This is a genomic window from Natronococcus sp. (genome assembly GCF_047921035.1).
Classification (GTDB): domain Archaea; phylum Halobacteriota; class Halobacteria; order Halobacteriales; family Natrialbaceae; genus Natronococcus.
The window spans coordinates 1-14,300 of the sequence record NZ_JBLRWX010000049.1 but is presented as its reverse complement, the minus strand read 5'-3'; the positions used below and the strand labels follow the sequence as shown (position 1 = coordinate 14,300).

Sequence of the window (14,300 nt, the reverse complement as noted above, 5' to 3'; positions counted from 1 at the left end):
GCCTTGACGAGGACGTCGTCCTCGACGACCAGTTCCGTGCTCTCGACCTCGCCGTCCGCTGGCTCGAGGTCGGCGACCGCGTCGGTGTAGCTATCGAGCGTCATCGGGTTCGGGTTCGGTCCCCTGTCGGATAAATCACGGACACGCGGTCTCGACGCAACCGGGTCTGGCGCGCGCTGCCCGCGCGCTCGAGCACCGGCGAGGGCGCGCCGGCGCCGTCGTGCGAGGGGCGAGCGACCGGCGGGAGCGAGTCGGCTGGGGAGGGTGAGGCCGTAGCCGCGGCGAAAAGCGGTGAACTCGAAGCGTCCCCCGAGAGATCGAGGGCGGGCCCGACGCGGACGACCGCAGTTCTCGTCTTTCGGTCGGACCGCGAGTACGTACTCTCTGTCCGCTCGAGCGGTCGGCCACTGCTCGAGCGCTCGAGGCGACCGCTCAGTCCTCGAGTTCGGTCGGCAGGGCGTCGTCGGGCGTATCGGAGGTGTTCTCCGAGACGGTCTGGCGGTTGGCCTCGCTGACGCGGTCGGCGACGTTGGCGACCATCTCCTCGAGGGTCTCCTGGACCTCGCTGTCGTCGTCCTTGACGAGCGTCCCCTTGCTGCCGTCCGCGCCGAAATCGGGGTGGATCGGGATCTGACCGAGCAGCGGGATGTCGTACTTGTCGACGATCTGCTGGGCGCCGTCGGTGCCGAACAGTTCGTACTCCGTGCCGGTGTCCGGCGCGATAAACGTGCTCATGTTCTCGACGACGCCGAGCACCGGCGTGTCGTGTTTGTTGAACATCTGGACGCCCTTCCGGGTGTCGTCGAGAGCCATCTCCTGGGGCGTGGTGACGACGACCGCGCCCGTCACCGGCATCGACTGCAGCAGGTTCAGCGTGGCGTCACCCGTCCCCGGCGGGAGGTCGACGATGAGGTAGTCGAGCCGACCCCACTCGACGCCCTCGAGGAACTTCATCATGAACTTGTTGACCATCGGCCCCCGGAGGATCGCCGGATCGTCCTCGTCTTCCATCATGAAGCCCATGCTGATCACGCGGACGCCGTCCGAGCGGGGCGGGACGATATCCTCGTTCGGCGTGACGCCGGGTTCGCTCTCGACGGGCAGGATACGGGGGATGTTGGGCCCGTGGATGTCGGCGTCGAGGATGCCGACCATCGCGCCGCGTTTCTCGAGGCCGGCCGCGAGGTTGGCCGCGACGGTCGTCTTGCCGACGCCGCCTTTCCCCGAGGAGACCGCGATGACGTTGCGAACCCGCGGGAGCACCTCGTCGTCGAAACCGTGTTCGGCGCCGGCGTGGGCCCGCAGGTCGGGCTCGAGGCCGGCGTCCGTGACGACCTCCCGGATCCGGTTGCCGATCTCCATCTCGGCGGGAGCGTACGGCGTGTTGAACGCGAGCGAGATCCGGGCGGTCTCGTCGTCGATCGTGACGTCGTTGACCAGGCCGAGCGTGACGATGTCCTCGCCGATGTCCGGATCTTCGATGCCCTCGAGTTCGATCTTGAGTTCGTATTCTGTAATGCTCATGCTGGGTCGGGGAAGTGTTCGGAAATCGCTAGGGGGTGCAACGGGATACGTGTGATGGTTCGCCGTCCGAAAAGCCAGTCGAGAACGACGAACGGGGGCGAACGCGGCGCTAGATCGCTATCGGTGTCGAAAGAACGAACGGGTGAGTTTCGGACGCCGCCGGGTTAGGGACCCGGGGACGCGAGCGGCTCGGGCATCCCGCCGTAGAACACGATCCCGATGATGACCGTCAGGATGAACATCCCGATCCACATCTGGGCCGTGATTCCGACGAGGTAGGAGACGCCGAGTAGCCCGGTGCCCGTCTCACGCGGTTCGCCGAGGAACCACGCGGCGACCATCACGTAGACGGGGACGAGGATGACCCCGAAGATCAGGTAGGTCCCGATGTTCGGGAAGCCGGTCAGTCCCTCGGTTCCGTCGAACCCGTGGTACATGATCTGCGAGAGGGCGTTTGCGACTGCCGGTACCGAGATCATGCTTCAACCTCCGGCTGCTTCGTACTTTCGTCTACCGGTTCGTGTTCGGGTTCGTGACCGTGTCCGTGACCGCCACGAAGGTGTTCGATCGCGTGGAGTTCAACCACGGGGATGACCTTCGCGACGACCAGGAAGAACAGGACAACCATCCCGATCGTCCCGACGAGCGAGAGCAGCTCGATCGCGCTCGGGAAGTAGTCCCCCGGCGTTGCCGCGTAGATGTCGAAGGTGGGGTACCAGAAGCCCGAGAGGACGAAGTAGAGCTTCTCGGTCAGCGTCGCCAGCAGGACGATGACGCCGGCGACCATCGCCCGAAGCTTCGTGAACAGCGACGGGCGAATCGTCGTCGCGAAGATGAATCCCAGGACGCCGAGCACACCCAGGATCGGCACGTAGTACAGCGGGTTCGAGAGCTTCCCTTCGGTCGCGTACGCGTGGTCGACCGTCGCGTGGAAGCTCCCCGCGGTGAGCTGCTGGAGCTGCAGCCAGAGAAAGAGCAGACAAAAGAATCCGAGCCACAGCAACAGGCCGCGGAAGATGTCGTCGGTGATGATGTGATCCCAGTCGTAGGCGCGCCGGAAGGCGGCCGACAGCAGGATCACGCCGCTGATCGCGGAGGTCAGCGCGATGGTGAGGAACTGCGGTCCCTGGACCGCGCCGAACCAGCCGGGGTAGTTCGGTAGCACCGCGAACAGCCACGGAATGACACCGCCGTGAAGCAGGAGCGGGGCCATAATGATGATCGCGAGGGCGACCCACCAGACCATCCGATCGATGACCTGATCCTCCTTCTCGGAGTAGCCGAGGGTCAACCCATCGTAGACCGGTCCGAAGCGGTCCGGCAGCTGGTCGCGCAGTCGCGTGACGTCGTAGCGGATCGTCAGCGCGAGGTAGGTCGCGGTCAGCACGAAGTAGGCCGTGATGACCGTCACGTCCCACACCAGCGGCGAGTTGTTGACCGTGATGTGGTAGTGCCCGAGCACGCTCGTGACCATCCGGTCCGGGCGGCCCATGTGGACGAGGATGTAGAATCCCGCCGCCGAGAGGCCGGCGAGGGTCAGGAGCTCTGCCAGGCGGGCGACCGGCATGTACCGATCCATCCCGAGCAGCCGTACCGCTGCGGAGAGGATGATCCCGCCGTGGGCGATCCCGACCCACCAGATGAACGCACCGATGTACAGCCCCCAGGTGACGCCGCCGCCGGACCCCCAGTCGGAGAGTCCCGTGACGACCATCCCCTGCTGGAGCTGGTACATCCAGGCGACGAGGAACGCGCCGAGTGCCAGCGCGGCGACCGCGAAGATGATGAAGAACGACTTCGAGACGTTCTGAATCGGACGGAGGATGTCCGCCTCGGTCGGCGACTTGGTGCTCATAGGGACACCCCTGCGTCACCGACCGTGCTCTCGTCGAGGACGTCCTTGCGGTTGTCGACGGCCTCGACCGACTCGCCGTCCGCTCGCTCGTAGCTGATGTCCTCGTAGTTGACCCCCGTTCCCGTCGGCTCGGTCTGCTCGGCCTTCGGGCCGGGTTCGTTGCCGAGGTAGATGATGTTGGGGTTGGTCCCCTGGTCCTCGAGGAGCTTGAAGTTCGAGGCAGGCGTGCCGGCGAACTGCTCGAGCAGGAACTGGGCGGCTTCCACGTCCGGCTCGAACTCCTCTTCCTCGTCGTCGCCGTTCTCGTCGTCGCCGTTCTCGTCTTCGTCGTCGCCGTTCTCTTCCTCGTCGTCTTCGCCCTCTTCTTCCTCCGCTTCGTCGTCGGCGTCCGCGTCCTCGTCGTCGACGTCGGCACCCTCCTCGTCACCGTCGGCCTGCTCCTCGAGGTCGGGTTCGTCGGCGAGGTCGAGTTCCGCGAGGACCTCCTGGCTCGAGAGACCGAGACCGTGGTCCTCGATCGCCGCCAGCGCCTCGGTGACGTCGCTTTCGAGCTCCGCGACGTCGCCGTCGCCCTCGCCCATCTCGTCGCCACCGGTGAGCTGGACCGCGATCATCAGGCCGAGTTCCTCCTCGTCGAGGTCGGCCGCCTCGAGGACGGAGTCGAGGTCGTCGTCGGCGCCCTCGAGCTCCTCCTCGAGTTCGTCGGCCGACGGCGGGTTGATCTGTGCGAGGGTCCGACCGCGGGCCGGGTTGTCGGCGTAGAGGTGGGGATCGTCGTTCGGGTCGTTCATGTTCCCGAACTGGATCGCGTCCGGCGGACAGGCCTCCTCGCAGGCGGTCGTGCCGACCATCTCGTCGCCCATGTGGCCGTCCTGTCGGGACGGACACATGGTACACTTGCTCATCGTGCCACGCGGCGCGCGGCTGTCGACCCAGCGGTCGCGGTCGTCGACCATGTGGTCGCCGTCCTCGCCGGGTTCGACGTCGTGGAACTCCGCGATCTCGTCGGTCGAGATGTCCGGTTCGTCCCACTGGAAGTAGTTGACGCCGTACGGACAGGCGACCTGACAGTATCGGCAGCCGATACAGACGTCGTAGTCGGTCAGCACGAGGCCGTCCGAGTCCCGCGTGTGGCGAGCGGTCGTCGGACAGACCTTCTCACACGGCGCGTCGGTACAGTGCTGACACGGGCGGACGAGTCGGTTCCGGCTCGTCGAACTCGACGCACCGGGATCCTCGAACTCGAGGACGTACATCCAGTTGACGCCCTGGTCGAGGTTGTTCTCCGAGGAGCAGGCAGTAACACAGGAGAGACAGCCGTCACAGCGCTCGAGGTCGATGGCCATCCCCCACTGGACGCCCTCGCCGGCTTCCTCGTCGGGAGCGCCGGCCTCGCCGTCCTCGTCGTCCTGAGCGGCGACGGCTCCCTGGCCGTCGTCGACGGTCGCCCAGGCGCCGAGTCCGACGGCGGCCGCACCGGCGCCCATCTTCTTCATCACGTCGCGACGGGGTTCCTCGCCGTCGCCCTCGAAGCGGGAGAGCATCCTGCCGACGGTGCCCTTCGCCTCCTCCTGGGCCTTCTCGTAGGCCTCCTGGGTCGGACGGTTGTCCTCGCCGAACTCCTCGAGGACGTCCTCGTGGTACTTCTCGTGGAACTCGGCCTCCGAGAGCTCGCCGCGGGTGACCCGCATGGCGTCCTCGGCCATCGCCATCCCGAGGTCGGTGTCGTACTCGGTGTCGTCGAGCATCCCCTCGAGGTCGTTCTCCCACTCGTCGCCGAGCGGGTGGAACGACTCGTCGTCCGCACTCATTCCCCGAGAACACCTCCCGTCGGAACGGGTCGATTACACGTCGGTACGAAGTTGAATACAGCCATATCTGTAGCCTCTGTCCCGCACTCGCAACTAGACGGTGTTGAACCATCGAGGCGATTTCCAACTTCTGAGAACGGGTGCGAATATGTTCGGCTATATATTAATAGCCGGAACCGGGAGCCGTTACCTGTCTGGCGGTGCGTTACCACGACCCGTTACGTCCCCCGGCGGGACGGATCGAGCTCGAGGACGGCTGACCGAAGCCGAACCGCGATCAGTCTCCCGCGAGCTGCTTTTCGAGTCCCGTCTCGTCGAGTTCGGGAAGGTCCTCGACGAACCGCTTGACGATCGCCTCCTCCGCCCGGTGGAGCGTCTCGCTGCAGGTCGACTTGGCGATTCCGAGGTGGCCGGCCAGCTCGGTCAGCGAACAGCGCCGCGGCGTGTCGTAGTACCCCTCGTCGACGGCGGCCGCGACGACCTCGAGCTGTCGCTCGGAGAGGAGCTGGCTCTGGTGGAGGTGTTCCTGGACCTGCTCGATGCGGTACTGGAGCCCGAACTGCTCGAGCTGTTCGGCCAGTTCGGCGAGACGCTCGCGCGAGCCGGTGACCTCGATGGTCGCCTCGCCGCCCCGGATCTCGACGGGGAGTTCGATCGGGATACCGGACTCCCGCGAGGAGAACAACAGCAGGGGGGCGGTCGTCTCGAAGTGGATCGTCGCCTCACGCTCGCTGCGCTGGACGATCGTGAGCTCGAGGATCTGCGGGTGGGCCTCGATCTCGTCGATCATCTCGGGCACCGACGATCCGGCGAGACGGACGAGTGCGAACCCCGATTCGTTCCCGGGAACCGCCGCGAGCACCCGGAACGTCGCCTCCGGATACGCCGTCGACACCTGCTGGATCCAGACCTGTTCGGGCAGCGTGATAGTGAGTGTTGCCTGGGCCATGCGAACCTGTTCGGTTCGTCACTATGGGAGCCGACGGCAAGATATCCCCCACGATTCCTACGGCGTGGGAATGGTGCCCTCGAGCCCGCTTCCGCGAATGGACGGCGGATACGGCCGACAGCGCGGTCCGATCGGACCGGACGCCAGGGGGCGTCAGTCGGCGCTCCCGTCGAGGTGGTCACACAGCAGTTCGGTCGTCCGCGCCGGCCGCTCGTGGGGAACCCAGTGGCTCGTCTCGGGCAGGCGCTCGAGGCGCCCCCGATCGCAAAAGCGGACGCTCTCGGGGCCGAGTTCGGGAACGAGCGCGTCGTCGGCCTCGCCCCAGATCACGAGCGTCGGCTGCTCGACGCGGTCGCGGGGCGCCTCCGGTGGGTATCGCGCCATCGCCCGGTACCAGTTCAGCGAGCCGGTCAGCGCCCCCTCTCGGGCCCAGGCCCGCCGGTAGTGGGTCAGCTCCCGTTCGGTGAACGTCCCCGGCGCGGAAGTGTCCCGGAGGGCGCGCTCGAGGAGGCGAAAGTCGTCGTACCGACAGAGTCGCTCGGGCAGCCACGGGAGCTGAAACGCCATCGCGTACCAGCTTCGGCGGAGTTGCTCGAGGTTCGACCGGAGCTGCCGGCGGTAGGCGGTCGGGTGGGGCGCGTTGACGATCCCGAGTCGGTCGACCCGATCGGGGTAGCGACGCGCGAGGTCCCAGGCGACGACCCCGCCCCAGTCGTGGCCGACGACGTGAGCGTCCTCCCGGCCCTCGCTTGCGATCAGATCGGCGACGTCCCGCGAGAGATCCCGGAGCTGATACGCCCGGGGTTTTCCGGGCTTCTCGCTCAGGTTGTACCCCCGCTGGTCGGGGACGACCACGCGGTAGCCGGCCTCGACCAGCGGTTCGATCTGCTCGCGCCACTCGTACCAGAACTCGGGAAACCCGTGTAGCAGGACGACGAGGGGGTCGTCCTCCGTCCCGGCGACGACCGCGTGCAGTCGGACCCCGTTGACGACCCGCGAGGTCGACGTCGCCTCGTCGCCGAGCAGCGAGGCGTCCGTCTCGAGGGGCGATGGTGTCGTGGTCACGCCGGAAGATCCGGGCCGGAGTTCCATCTGCGTACCGGTCGCCGAACGCGACGCGACGAGGACGTCAACGATGTGGCGAACATATTCGTCTACTTTTCCCTTTGCGGGGGAATCGTCGGAGATGTGATCCTATTGACACCCGTCTCTAGAACCGAGGAACTCGTAATGACTACCACAGCTATCTCCCCCGCGACGAACCGCCGCGCAGTCATCCAAACGATCGGTGCAGCCGGCGTCGTCGCACTCGCGGGCTGCCTGAGTGGCGACGCACCGAGCGACGACGACCGGACCGACGGCGAGCCGACCGAATCCGAGCCGGACGCCCTCGAGGAGGAGCGGCCGGCGGCCGAACCCGTCGACGTCGACCGCATTGCAGCCGACCCGATGGACCTTCCGCCGCCGGTCGACTGGGACGAGCCACGGACTCACGAGATCACCCTCGAGTCGATCGAGGTGACCGCCGAGGTCGAACCCGGCGTCACGGTCGACTTCATGACCTACGACGGGCAGATCCCCGGCCCGATGATCAGGGTTCGGGAGGGCGACACGGTCGAGCTCACCTTCGCGGTGCCCGACGAGCACAACGTGGACGTCCACAACGTCGACGGCCACGCGATCTACGGCCCCGGCGGCGGCGCCGAGGCGACCACGCTCGCACCCGGCGACGAGCCCGCGCGGCTGACCTTCCGGGCGGAGTTCCCCGGGGTCCACATCTACCACTGCGCGGTCCCGAACATGGACCAGCACATCAGCCTGGGGATGTTCGGCGCGATCCTCGTCGAGCCCGCCGAGGGGCTCCCCGAGGTCGACCGCGAGTTCTACGTCGGCCAGCACGAACTCTACACGGACGGGGAGGCCGGCGAGGAGGGCCACCACGCCTACGACTTCGACGCGACGGCCGACGAGGACCCGACCTACGTCCTGCTGAACGGCGAGGTCGGCGCGCTCACCGAGGACGGCCACGGCCCGATGCACGCGGAGGTCGGCGAGACCGTCCGGGTGTACTTCGCCAACGGCGGCCCGAACCTGACCAGCGCGCTCCACCCGATCGGAAACGTCTGGAGCCGCTACTACCGCGACGGCGACCTGCTCTCGGAGCCCGGCCGGAACGTCGAGACAAGCCCGGTCGCCCCCGGCACCGTCGTCGCGGGCGAGATGGAGCTCCCGGTTCCCGGTCCGGTCAAGCTGGTCGACCACGCGCTCTCGCGGGTCGTCCGCAAGGGGATGATCGGCGTCATCGACGTCGAGGGCGAGCCGAACCCCGAAGTGTACGACGACGGCTCGTGATCGGGGCGACCGAGCTCCGTCCCCGTCCTTTCGTACCGACCGCAGAACGTCAGACCGGCGCGCCGCCCTCGGCCTCGAGCAGCTCGTGGTACCGGTTCCGAATCGTCACTTCGGAGATACTGGCGACCTCGCTGACGTCGTTTTGCGTGACCTTCTCGTTGGTGAGCAAGGCTGCGGCGTAGACGGCTGCGGCGGCGAGCCCGACGGGCGACTTCCCCGAGTGGACGCCCTCCTCCTTGGCCGTCTGGAGGAGCTGTCTGGCGCGCCGTTCGGTCTCGTCGGAGAGTTCGAGGTCGCTCGCGAACCGCGGGACGTAGCTCTCGGGATCGGCGGGCTGGACCTCCAGTCCCAGTTCCCGGATCACGTAGCGGTACGTGCGGGCGATCTCGTCCTTCTCGACCCGCGACACCGCGGCGATCTCGTCGAGGCTCCGGGGGGTGCCGGCCTGGCGGGCCGCGGCGTACAGCGCCGAGGTGGCGACGCCCTCGATCGATCGCCCGGGCAGGAGATCCTCCTCGAGCGCGCGGCGGTAGATCACGCTGGCGGTTTCGCGGACGTTCTCGGGCAGGCCCAGCGCCGAGGCCATGCGGTCGATCTCGCCGAGCGCCTGTTTTAAGTTGCGCTCCTTGGAGTCGCGGGTGCGGAAGCGCTCGTTCCAGGTGCGAAGGCGCTGCATCTTCTGGCGCTGGCGGCTCGAGAGCGAGCGACCGTAGGCGTCCTTGTCCTGCCAGCCGATGTTCGTCGACAGCCCCTGGTCGTGCATCATGTTGGTGGTGGGGGCACCGACGCGGCTCTTCTCGTCTTTCTCGCTGGCGTCGAAGGCTCGCCACTCGGGGCCGCGGTCGATCTCGTCTTCCTCGACGACGAGTCCGCAGTCCTGACACACCGTCTCGGCGTGCTCGGTGTCCGAGATCAGGCGTCCGCCACACTCCGGACACTGTTCCTTTTCGCCCCGTTCGGTCTGGGTTTCCTCCTCGGTCGTTGCTTCGTCCTCTCGGGTGTACGTTCGAATGTTGTCTGTCATAGTTGGGATGGTTACTCGGGGCTACCGGGTGGGGGTACCAAAAGAAACCCGGCTACCTCAGTTAACATATCGTAAGACCGTAACCCATATAAAGTTTTCGCCTACGTTATAAACTGACCGGTATTTCAGTTATATATGTTCCGGTTACATAGTGATTAATCGTTCGGGTGTCGAAACTACTCGACGGTAAACAGGTGGCCCTCCGTGGGCACCTCGAAGAGCCCGATCCGAGCACCCGCATCGAGCCAGGCGTGCCCGTACGAAAACGACGCGAGCGCGTTGACCGGATCGTCCCGCTCGCGGAAGTGACGGCCGTCCTCGAGATAGGAGGTGGCCATTCCGTAACAGTCCTCGGCGGCGTCGGCCATCGGCGTTCCCGCAGGGGGTGCGATCGACGCCGCCTCGAGCGCCTCCGCGAGCAGTTCGCCGTAGCGGTCCGTCTTCTCTTCGAGGTCCGCGGTCATGGTCGGTTCTCGTCGCTCGAGACCGTAAGTGCGTCGTCGAGCGTCGGAACCGAGAACGGTACGCCTTTGAGGATAGCCGAGAGACGAGTTGAGAATGCGACTGCTCCAAGTGCTCGTTCCGAGTGAGAAGCGGAGCGAGGCACTTCGGATTCTCGACGACGAGGGGCTCGACTACGTTCGAACCAGCGAATGCAGCGAGGAGGCCGACGCCGAACTGATCACGCTGCCGATTCCGACCCAGGCCGTCGACCACGTGCTGACTTCCCTGCGGGAAGCCGGGATCGAGGACGAGTTCATCGTCGTCTCCGCGATCGAAACCGCCCGCACGCCCCGAATCGAGGACCTCGAGGAGCGGTTCGTCAACGGCCGCGAGGAGGACGACAGCATCGCCAGGGAGGAGATCCGGTCGAAGGCGCTGAACATGACGCCGGGGCCGGTCACCTACTACGCGATGACCCTGTTGAGCGCGATCGTGGCGACCGCGGGCTTGCTGCTCGATTCGCCCGCGATCGTCGTCGGCTCGATGGTGATCGCGCCCCAGATCAGCGCGGCGCTGACCGGAACCGTCGGGCTCGTCCTCGACGATCGCCAGATGTTCGTCGACGGCGTGTCGGCGATGGTGATGGGGCTGCTCGCGGCGATGCTCGGGGCGTTCGCGTTCGCCTGGCTGGTCCGAACCGGCGGCGTCGTTCCGGGAACTATCGACATTACGGCGATCGAGCAGGTCCAGAACCGGATCTCGCCGGGACTGCTCGCGCTCGTCGTCGGCGTCAGCGCCGGCGCTGCGGGCGCGTTCGGGCTCGCGACGGCGATCCCCGTCTCGCTGGTCGGCGTGATGATCGCCGCCGCGCTCATCCCCGCGGCCGCGGCGGTCGGCATCGGACTCGCCTGGGGGAACGTCGGCGTCGCGCTCGGCGCGTTCGTGCTGGTCGCGGTCAACGCTACGTCGATCCTGCTCGCCGGACTGGTCGTCTTCTGGTATCTCGGCTACCGGCCCGACGGATGGACCCGCGGCGACCTCCGGGCGAACGTCACCCGGGACCGACTCGGCACCGTCGCCGTCATGACTCTCGTCAGTATCGCGGTGCTGACCGGCTCCGGCGTCGTACTCGGTCAACACGTCGCCTTCGAGAGCGAGATCAACGACGAGGTTCGGTCGGTGCTCGACGACGACGAGTATGAGGAACTCGAGCTGGTCGAACTCGAGACGGAGTTCTACGACGGCGGTGCGATCAGCGACGAGACGGGCGTGACCGTCGCCGTTCGCCGCCCCGCCGACGCCCCGTATCCCGACCTCGCGACGACCCTCGAGGACCGCCTCGAGGCCCAGACCGATCACGACGTGTCCGTCGTCCTCGAGTTCATCGAGGGTGCGGCTGCGGACGGGTAGACCCGTTGTACGCCGCGAACGGTACCCAGAACGCAAGGGGTTTAGGTCCAGTTTCCTAACACTGGTGTATGAGCGAGCAGCCACGCGTCGAGATCTATACCAAGACGCAGTGTCCCTACTGTGACAAGGCCAAGGACCTCTTCGACAGCAAGGGTATCGAGTACGAGACGTACAACGTCACCGGCGACGACGAGCTGTTCGAGGAGATGGTCGAACGCGCCGAGGGCCGCAAGACCGCCCCCGAAGTCTTCGTCGACGACGAGCTGATCGGCGGCTGGGACGAGACGAGTGCGCTCGAGGAGACCGGCGAACTCGACGAGAAGCTCGGCCTCGTCACCGACGGGGGGAGCGATGCGCCGACGGGGCATCGAGGCGAAGGCGGCGCAGCCGCCGAAGCGGTCGAACACCGCAAACTGATCATCGCCGGCACCGGGATCGCCGGCCTCACAGCTGCGATCTACGCCGGTCGGGGCGACAACCAGCCGCTGGTCATCGAGGGCGACGAACCCGGCGGCCAGCTCACGCTGACCACGGACGTCGCCAACTACCCCGGCTTCCCCGAGGGGATCAGCGGTCCCGACCTGGTCAACAACATGAAAGAGCAGGCCAAACAGTTCGGCGCCGAACTCAAAAACGGAATCATCGAGTCCGTCGACGCCGACCAGCGCCCGTTCCGCGTCGAACTCACGAACGGCGACGTCTACACGACCGACGCGCTCATCGCCGCCTCGGGCGCCAGCGCCCGCACCCTGGGGATCCCCGGCGAGGACGAACTCATGGGCTACGGTCTCTCGACGTGTGCGACCTGTGACGGCGCCTTCTTCCGGGGCGAGGACATGCTCGTCGTCGGCGGGGGCGACGCCGCTATGGAGGAGGCGACCTTCCTCACGAAGTTCGCCGACACCGTCTACATCGCCCACCGCCGCGAGGAGTTCCGCGCCGAGCAGTACTGGATCGACCGCGTCCACGAGAAGGTCGAGGACGGCGAGATCGAGATCATGAAAAACACCGAGGTCACCGAGATCCACGGCTCCCAAGAGGAGGGCGTCGACCACGTCACCCTCGTCGAGAACGAGCAGGGCCACCCCACCGACCGCCTCGAGGACCCCGAAACGAACGAGTTCGAGTTCGACGTCGGCGCCGTCTTCTTCGCCATCGGTCACACGCCCAACACCGACTACCTCGAGGGCACCGGCGTCACGATGGACGACGAGGGCTACCTCCGCACGCAGGGCGGTGACGGCGGCGGGCAGACGGAGACCGACGTCCCCGGCATCTTCGGCGCCGGCGACGTCGTCGACTACCACTACCAGCAGGCCGTCACTGCTGCGGGGATGGGCTCGAAGGCGGCCCTGGACGCCGACGAGTACCTCGAGGACCTCGAGCGCGCCGACTCGAGCGCCGAGACCGAGGCCGCCGCGGCCGACGACTAAGAACTCGAGTCAGGAACCGTTTCCCAGCGATCGGCCAGCAGCGCCGCGATCACGACGCCGAACGTGAGTCCCGACGACGCGCCCAGCAGGAGATCGTCGAAGACGGCGACGAACGCGACCGCGATGACGACCCCGCAGGCGAGCCCGACGGCGAGCGCCTTCGCGGTCCGTTCCCGATCGGTCGTCGCCTCGCCCGTTTCAGTCATTATCGGACGTGGGTGCGAGGACGGCTTGAGCGTACTGGTCGGCTCGAGGAACCGTCCGTTAGTCCCAGCGAGAGCGAGTCCTTATCCCGTCGCGTTCGTCGCTCGGTCGTCGTTCGGTAACGAGTCACCTAAATAAAGGACAGTTCCTTCTCCAGAACTACCCGGACCACGCTGCGGTGGCGCGCGCTGGCGATCGGTTCGAGCGATAGCGAGAACCGATCGTCAACATTGCGTGAGGGATGAGCGAGGGAGCGACGCGACTGAGCGAATCGGCTGGGGAGGGCGTGGAAATCCCTTGTGTCCAGAAGTAGCAGCACGCTATGTTCAGTCACAGTATGCGATGTTCAGCCACAGTACTAGATCGAACCAATACGTCCGTCCTCTCCGTCCGACGAGTTGGAGTCACCACCCTACGAAGCGTTGGTGGCCGGAATCGGTAACTACTGCGAAGCGTCGCCACTTCGGGAGGTGACGGTTCAAAAAAGGCGGAGTGTCGCGAATCGCAAGGACCGGACGGAGTCCGGTAGTTAGTCGGCGTTAGTTCTGGCGGCGGGTCGCGAGCATCGCGGCGCCGAGCAGAGCGACGATGGCGACGGCGACACCGAATCCGGGCACGGTCTCGTCGTCGTCCTCGCCGTCGTCGGCACCGTTGGCGTCGTCGCCGTTAGCGCCGTTCTCGCCGTTGGCACCGTTCTCGCCGTTGGCACCGTTCTCGCCGTTAGCGCCGTTCTCGCCGTTGGCGCCGTTCTCACCGTTGGCCTTGTCCTTGTCGCTGACGGTCAGCGTACTGGAGTCGCTGTCGTCAGGCGTTTCGACGGACCAGTCGATGTCGCCTTCCTCGCTGGTGTCGAAGTCGAAGGACTCGGTCACGGAGTCACCGGCGTCGAGCTCGAGCTCCTCGGTGTACTCCTCGTCACCGACGGTGGCCTCGAGCGTCGCGTTGCCGGCCTCGTCGTTGTTGTTCACGACGGTCACGTCGAGGCTGGCGTCGTCGTCGACGTTAACCTCGGACGGAGCGTCGGCGTCAAGCTTGAAGCCGTCCTTCTTGTCGGGTTCGTCTTCAGCCTCGAAGACGACAGCGTCCTGACGGTCTTCGCCAACGTAGTCATCAGAGTCGATGCTGAGGGAGACGTTGAAGCCATCCTCGTACTCGCTCACGTCGAGACCGTCATACTGACTCAGATCGTATTCGGCAGTGAACTCACCGTCTTCAAGTTCGACGTCGTCAGCCATGAAGAACGGCATGTCAGAGTGCTCACTGCTGAGCGTAACGGTGTATTCCGTACCATCAG

Annotated in this window: 13 protein-coding genes and 1 pseudogene; 3 read left to right on the top strand and 11 right to left on the bottom strand. The window is 66.3% G+C overall.

Going from position 1 to position 14,300, the window contains the following annotated elements:
- The 7 genes and pseudogenes from ACNA7R_RS11440 to ACNA7R_RS11410 all read right to left on the bottom strand — a co-directional run.
- Positions 1 to 104, bottom strand: a pseudogene (locus ACNA7R_RS11440) (cupin); the annotation flags it as partial.
- Between the two features lie 328 nt (positions 105 to 432).
- Positions 433 to 1,524 (bottom strand): P-loop NTPase, encoded by a 1,092-nt coding sequence (locus ACNA7R_RS11435; protein WP_416283693.1) that lies wholly within the window; start codon positions 1,522 to 1,524, stop codon positions 433 to 435.
- A gap of 164 nt (positions 1,525 to 1,688) precedes the next feature.
- Positions 1,689 to 2,003, bottom strand: a complete 315-nt coding sequence (locus ACNA7R_RS11430; protein WP_416283692.1) for a hypothetical protein — start codon at positions 2,001 to 2,003, stop codon at positions 1,689 to 1,691.
- Positions 2,000 to 3,379: an NrfD/PsrC family molybdoenzyme membrane anchor subunit gene (gene nrfD / locus ACNA7R_RS11425; RefSeq protein WP_416283691.1), complete on the bottom strand. Its 1,380-nt coding sequence runs from the start codon at positions 3,377 to 3,379 to the stop codon at positions 2,000 to 2,002. The genes ACNA7R_RS11430 and nrfD overlap by 4 nt, the downstream gene beginning before the upstream one ends.
- Positions 3,376 to 5,190, bottom strand: a complete 1,815-nt coding sequence (locus tag ACNA7R_RS11420) for a 4Fe-4S ferredoxin N-terminal domain-containing protein (protein ID WP_416283690.1) — start codon at positions 5,188 to 5,190, stop codon at positions 3,376 to 3,378. Before ACNA7R_RS11420 ends, nrfD begins: the two co-directional genes overlap by 4 nt.
- A gap of 277 nt (positions 5,191 to 5,467) precedes the next feature.
- A complete protein-coding gene (locus ACNA7R_RS11415) occupies positions 5,468 to 6,139 on the bottom strand; it encodes a helix-turn-helix domain-containing protein (protein WP_416283689.1) in 672 nt (223 codons plus the stop codon).
- Between the two features lie 153 nt (positions 6,140 to 6,292).
- Positions 6,293 to 7,231, bottom strand: coding sequence for an alpha/beta fold hydrolase (locus tag ACNA7R_RS11410; RefSeq protein ID WP_416283688.1), 939 nt, complete (start codon positions 7,229 to 7,231; stop codon positions 6,293 to 6,295).
- Between the two features lie 138 nt (positions 7,232 to 7,369).
- On the opposite strand from ACNA7R_RS11410, the gene nirK reads away from it, so the two are divergent.
- Positions 7,370 to 8,491, top strand: a complete 1,122-nt coding sequence (gene nirK, locus ACNA7R_RS11405) for a copper-containing nitrite reductase (RefSeq protein WP_416283687.1) — start codon at positions 7,370 to 7,372, stop codon at positions 8,489 to 8,491.
- Positions 8,492 to 8,540: 49 nt separating this feature from the next.
- On the opposite strand, the gene ACNA7R_RS11400 is transcribed toward nirK, so the two are convergent.
- Both ACNA7R_RS11400 and ACNA7R_RS11395 read right to left on the bottom strand, forming a co-directional pair.
- Positions 8,541 to 9,515: a transcription initiation factor IIB gene (locus tag ACNA7R_RS11400; RefSeq protein WP_416283686.1), complete on the bottom strand. Its 975-nt coding sequence runs from the start codon at positions 9,513 to 9,515 to the stop codon at positions 8,541 to 8,543.
- Positions 9,516 to 9,691: 176 nt separating this feature from the next.
- Positions 9,692 to 9,979, bottom strand: a complete 288-nt coding sequence (locus tag ACNA7R_RS11395) for a DUF357 domain-containing protein (RefSeq protein ID WP_416283685.1) — start codon at positions 9,977 to 9,979, stop codon at positions 9,692 to 9,694.
- Between the two features lie 94 nt (positions 9,980 to 10,073).
- Here ACNA7R_RS11395 and ACNA7R_RS11390 point away from each other — a divergent pair, with 94 nt between their 5' ends.
- On the top strand, positions 10,074 to 11,369 hold the full coding sequence (locus tag ACNA7R_RS11390; RefSeq protein ID WP_416283684.1) for a TIGR00341 family protein: 1,296 nt from the start codon (positions 10,074 to 10,076) through the stop codon (positions 11,367 to 11,369).
- Between the two features lie 68 nt (positions 11,370 to 11,437).
- Positions 11,438 to 12,802, top strand: coding sequence for an FAD-dependent oxidoreductase (locus tag ACNA7R_RS11385; RefSeq protein ID WP_416283683.1), 1,365 nt, complete (start codon positions 11,438 to 11,440; stop codon positions 12,800 to 12,802).
- Here ACNA7R_RS11385 and ACNA7R_RS11380 read toward each other — a convergent pair.
- Both ACNA7R_RS11380 and ACNA7R_RS11375 read right to left on the bottom strand, forming a co-directional pair.
- Positions 12,799 to 13,008: a hypothetical protein gene (locus ACNA7R_RS11380; protein WP_416283682.1), complete on the bottom strand. Its 210-nt coding sequence runs from the start codon at positions 13,006 to 13,008 to the stop codon at positions 12,799 to 12,801. The two genes, ACNA7R_RS11385 and ACNA7R_RS11380, sit on opposite strands and share 4 nt — an antisense overlap.
- Positions 13,009 to 13,545: 537 nt before the next feature.
- Positions 13,546 to 14,241 (bottom strand): PGF-CTERM sorting domain-containing protein, encoded by a 696-nt coding sequence (locus ACNA7R_RS11375; RefSeq protein ID WP_416283681.1) that lies wholly within the window; start codon positions 14,239 to 14,241, stop codon positions 13,546 to 13,548.
- Between the last annotated feature and the right edge of the window lie 59 nt (positions 14,242 to 14,300).

Excerpts from the sequence above, each read along its gene's own strand:
- ACNA7R_RS11435 (WP_416283693.1), bottom strand. The coding sequence starts at position 1,524 with ATGAGCATTACAGAATACGAACTCAAGATCGAACTCGAGGGCATCGAA.
- ACNA7R_RS11430 (WP_416283692.1), bottom strand. The coding sequence starts at position 2,003 with ATGATCTCGGTACCGGCAGTCGCAAACGCCCTCTCGCAGATCATGTAC.
- nrfD (WP_416283691.1), bottom strand. The coding sequence starts at position 3,379 with ATGAGCACCAAGTCGCCGACCGAGGCGGACATCCTCCGTCCGATTCAG.
- ACNA7R_RS11420 (WP_416283690.1), bottom strand. The coding sequence starts at position 5,190 with ATGAGTGCGGACGACGAGTCGTTCCACCCGCTCGGCGACGAGTGGGAG.
- ACNA7R_RS11415 (WP_416283689.1), bottom strand. The coding sequence starts at position 6,139 with ATGGCCCAGGCAACACTCACTATCACGCTGCCCGAACAGGTCTGGATC.
- ACNA7R_RS11410 (WP_416283688.1), bottom strand. The coding sequence starts at position 7,231 with ATGGAACTCCGGCCCGGATCTTCCGGCGTGACCACGACACCATCGCCC.
- nirK (WP_416283687.1), top strand. The coding sequence starts at position 7,370 with ATGACTACCACAGCTATCTCCCCCGCGACGAACCGCCGCGCAGTCATC.
- ACNA7R_RS11400 (WP_416283686.1), bottom strand. The coding sequence starts at position 9,515 with ATGACAGACAACATTCGAACGTACACCCGAGAGGACGAAGCAACGACC.
- ACNA7R_RS11395 (WP_416283685.1), bottom strand. The coding sequence starts at position 9,979 with ATGACCGCGGACCTCGAAGAGAAGACGGACCGCTACGGCGAACTGCTC.
- ACNA7R_RS11390 (WP_416283684.1), top strand. The coding sequence starts at position 10,074 with ATGCGACTGCTCCAAGTGCTCGTTCCGAGTGAGAAGCGGAGCGAGGCA.
- ACNA7R_RS11385 (WP_416283683.1), top strand. The coding sequence starts at position 11,438 with ATGAGCGAGCAGCCACGCGTCGAGATCTATACCAAGACGCAGTGTCCC.
- ACNA7R_RS11380 (WP_416283682.1), bottom strand. The coding sequence starts at position 13,008 with ATGACTGAAACGGGCGAGGCGACGACCGATCGGGAACGGACCGCGAAG.
- ACNA7R_RS11375 (WP_416283681.1), bottom strand. The coding sequence starts at position 14,241 with ATGGCTGACGACGTCGAACTTGAAGACGGTGAGTTCACTGCCGAATAC.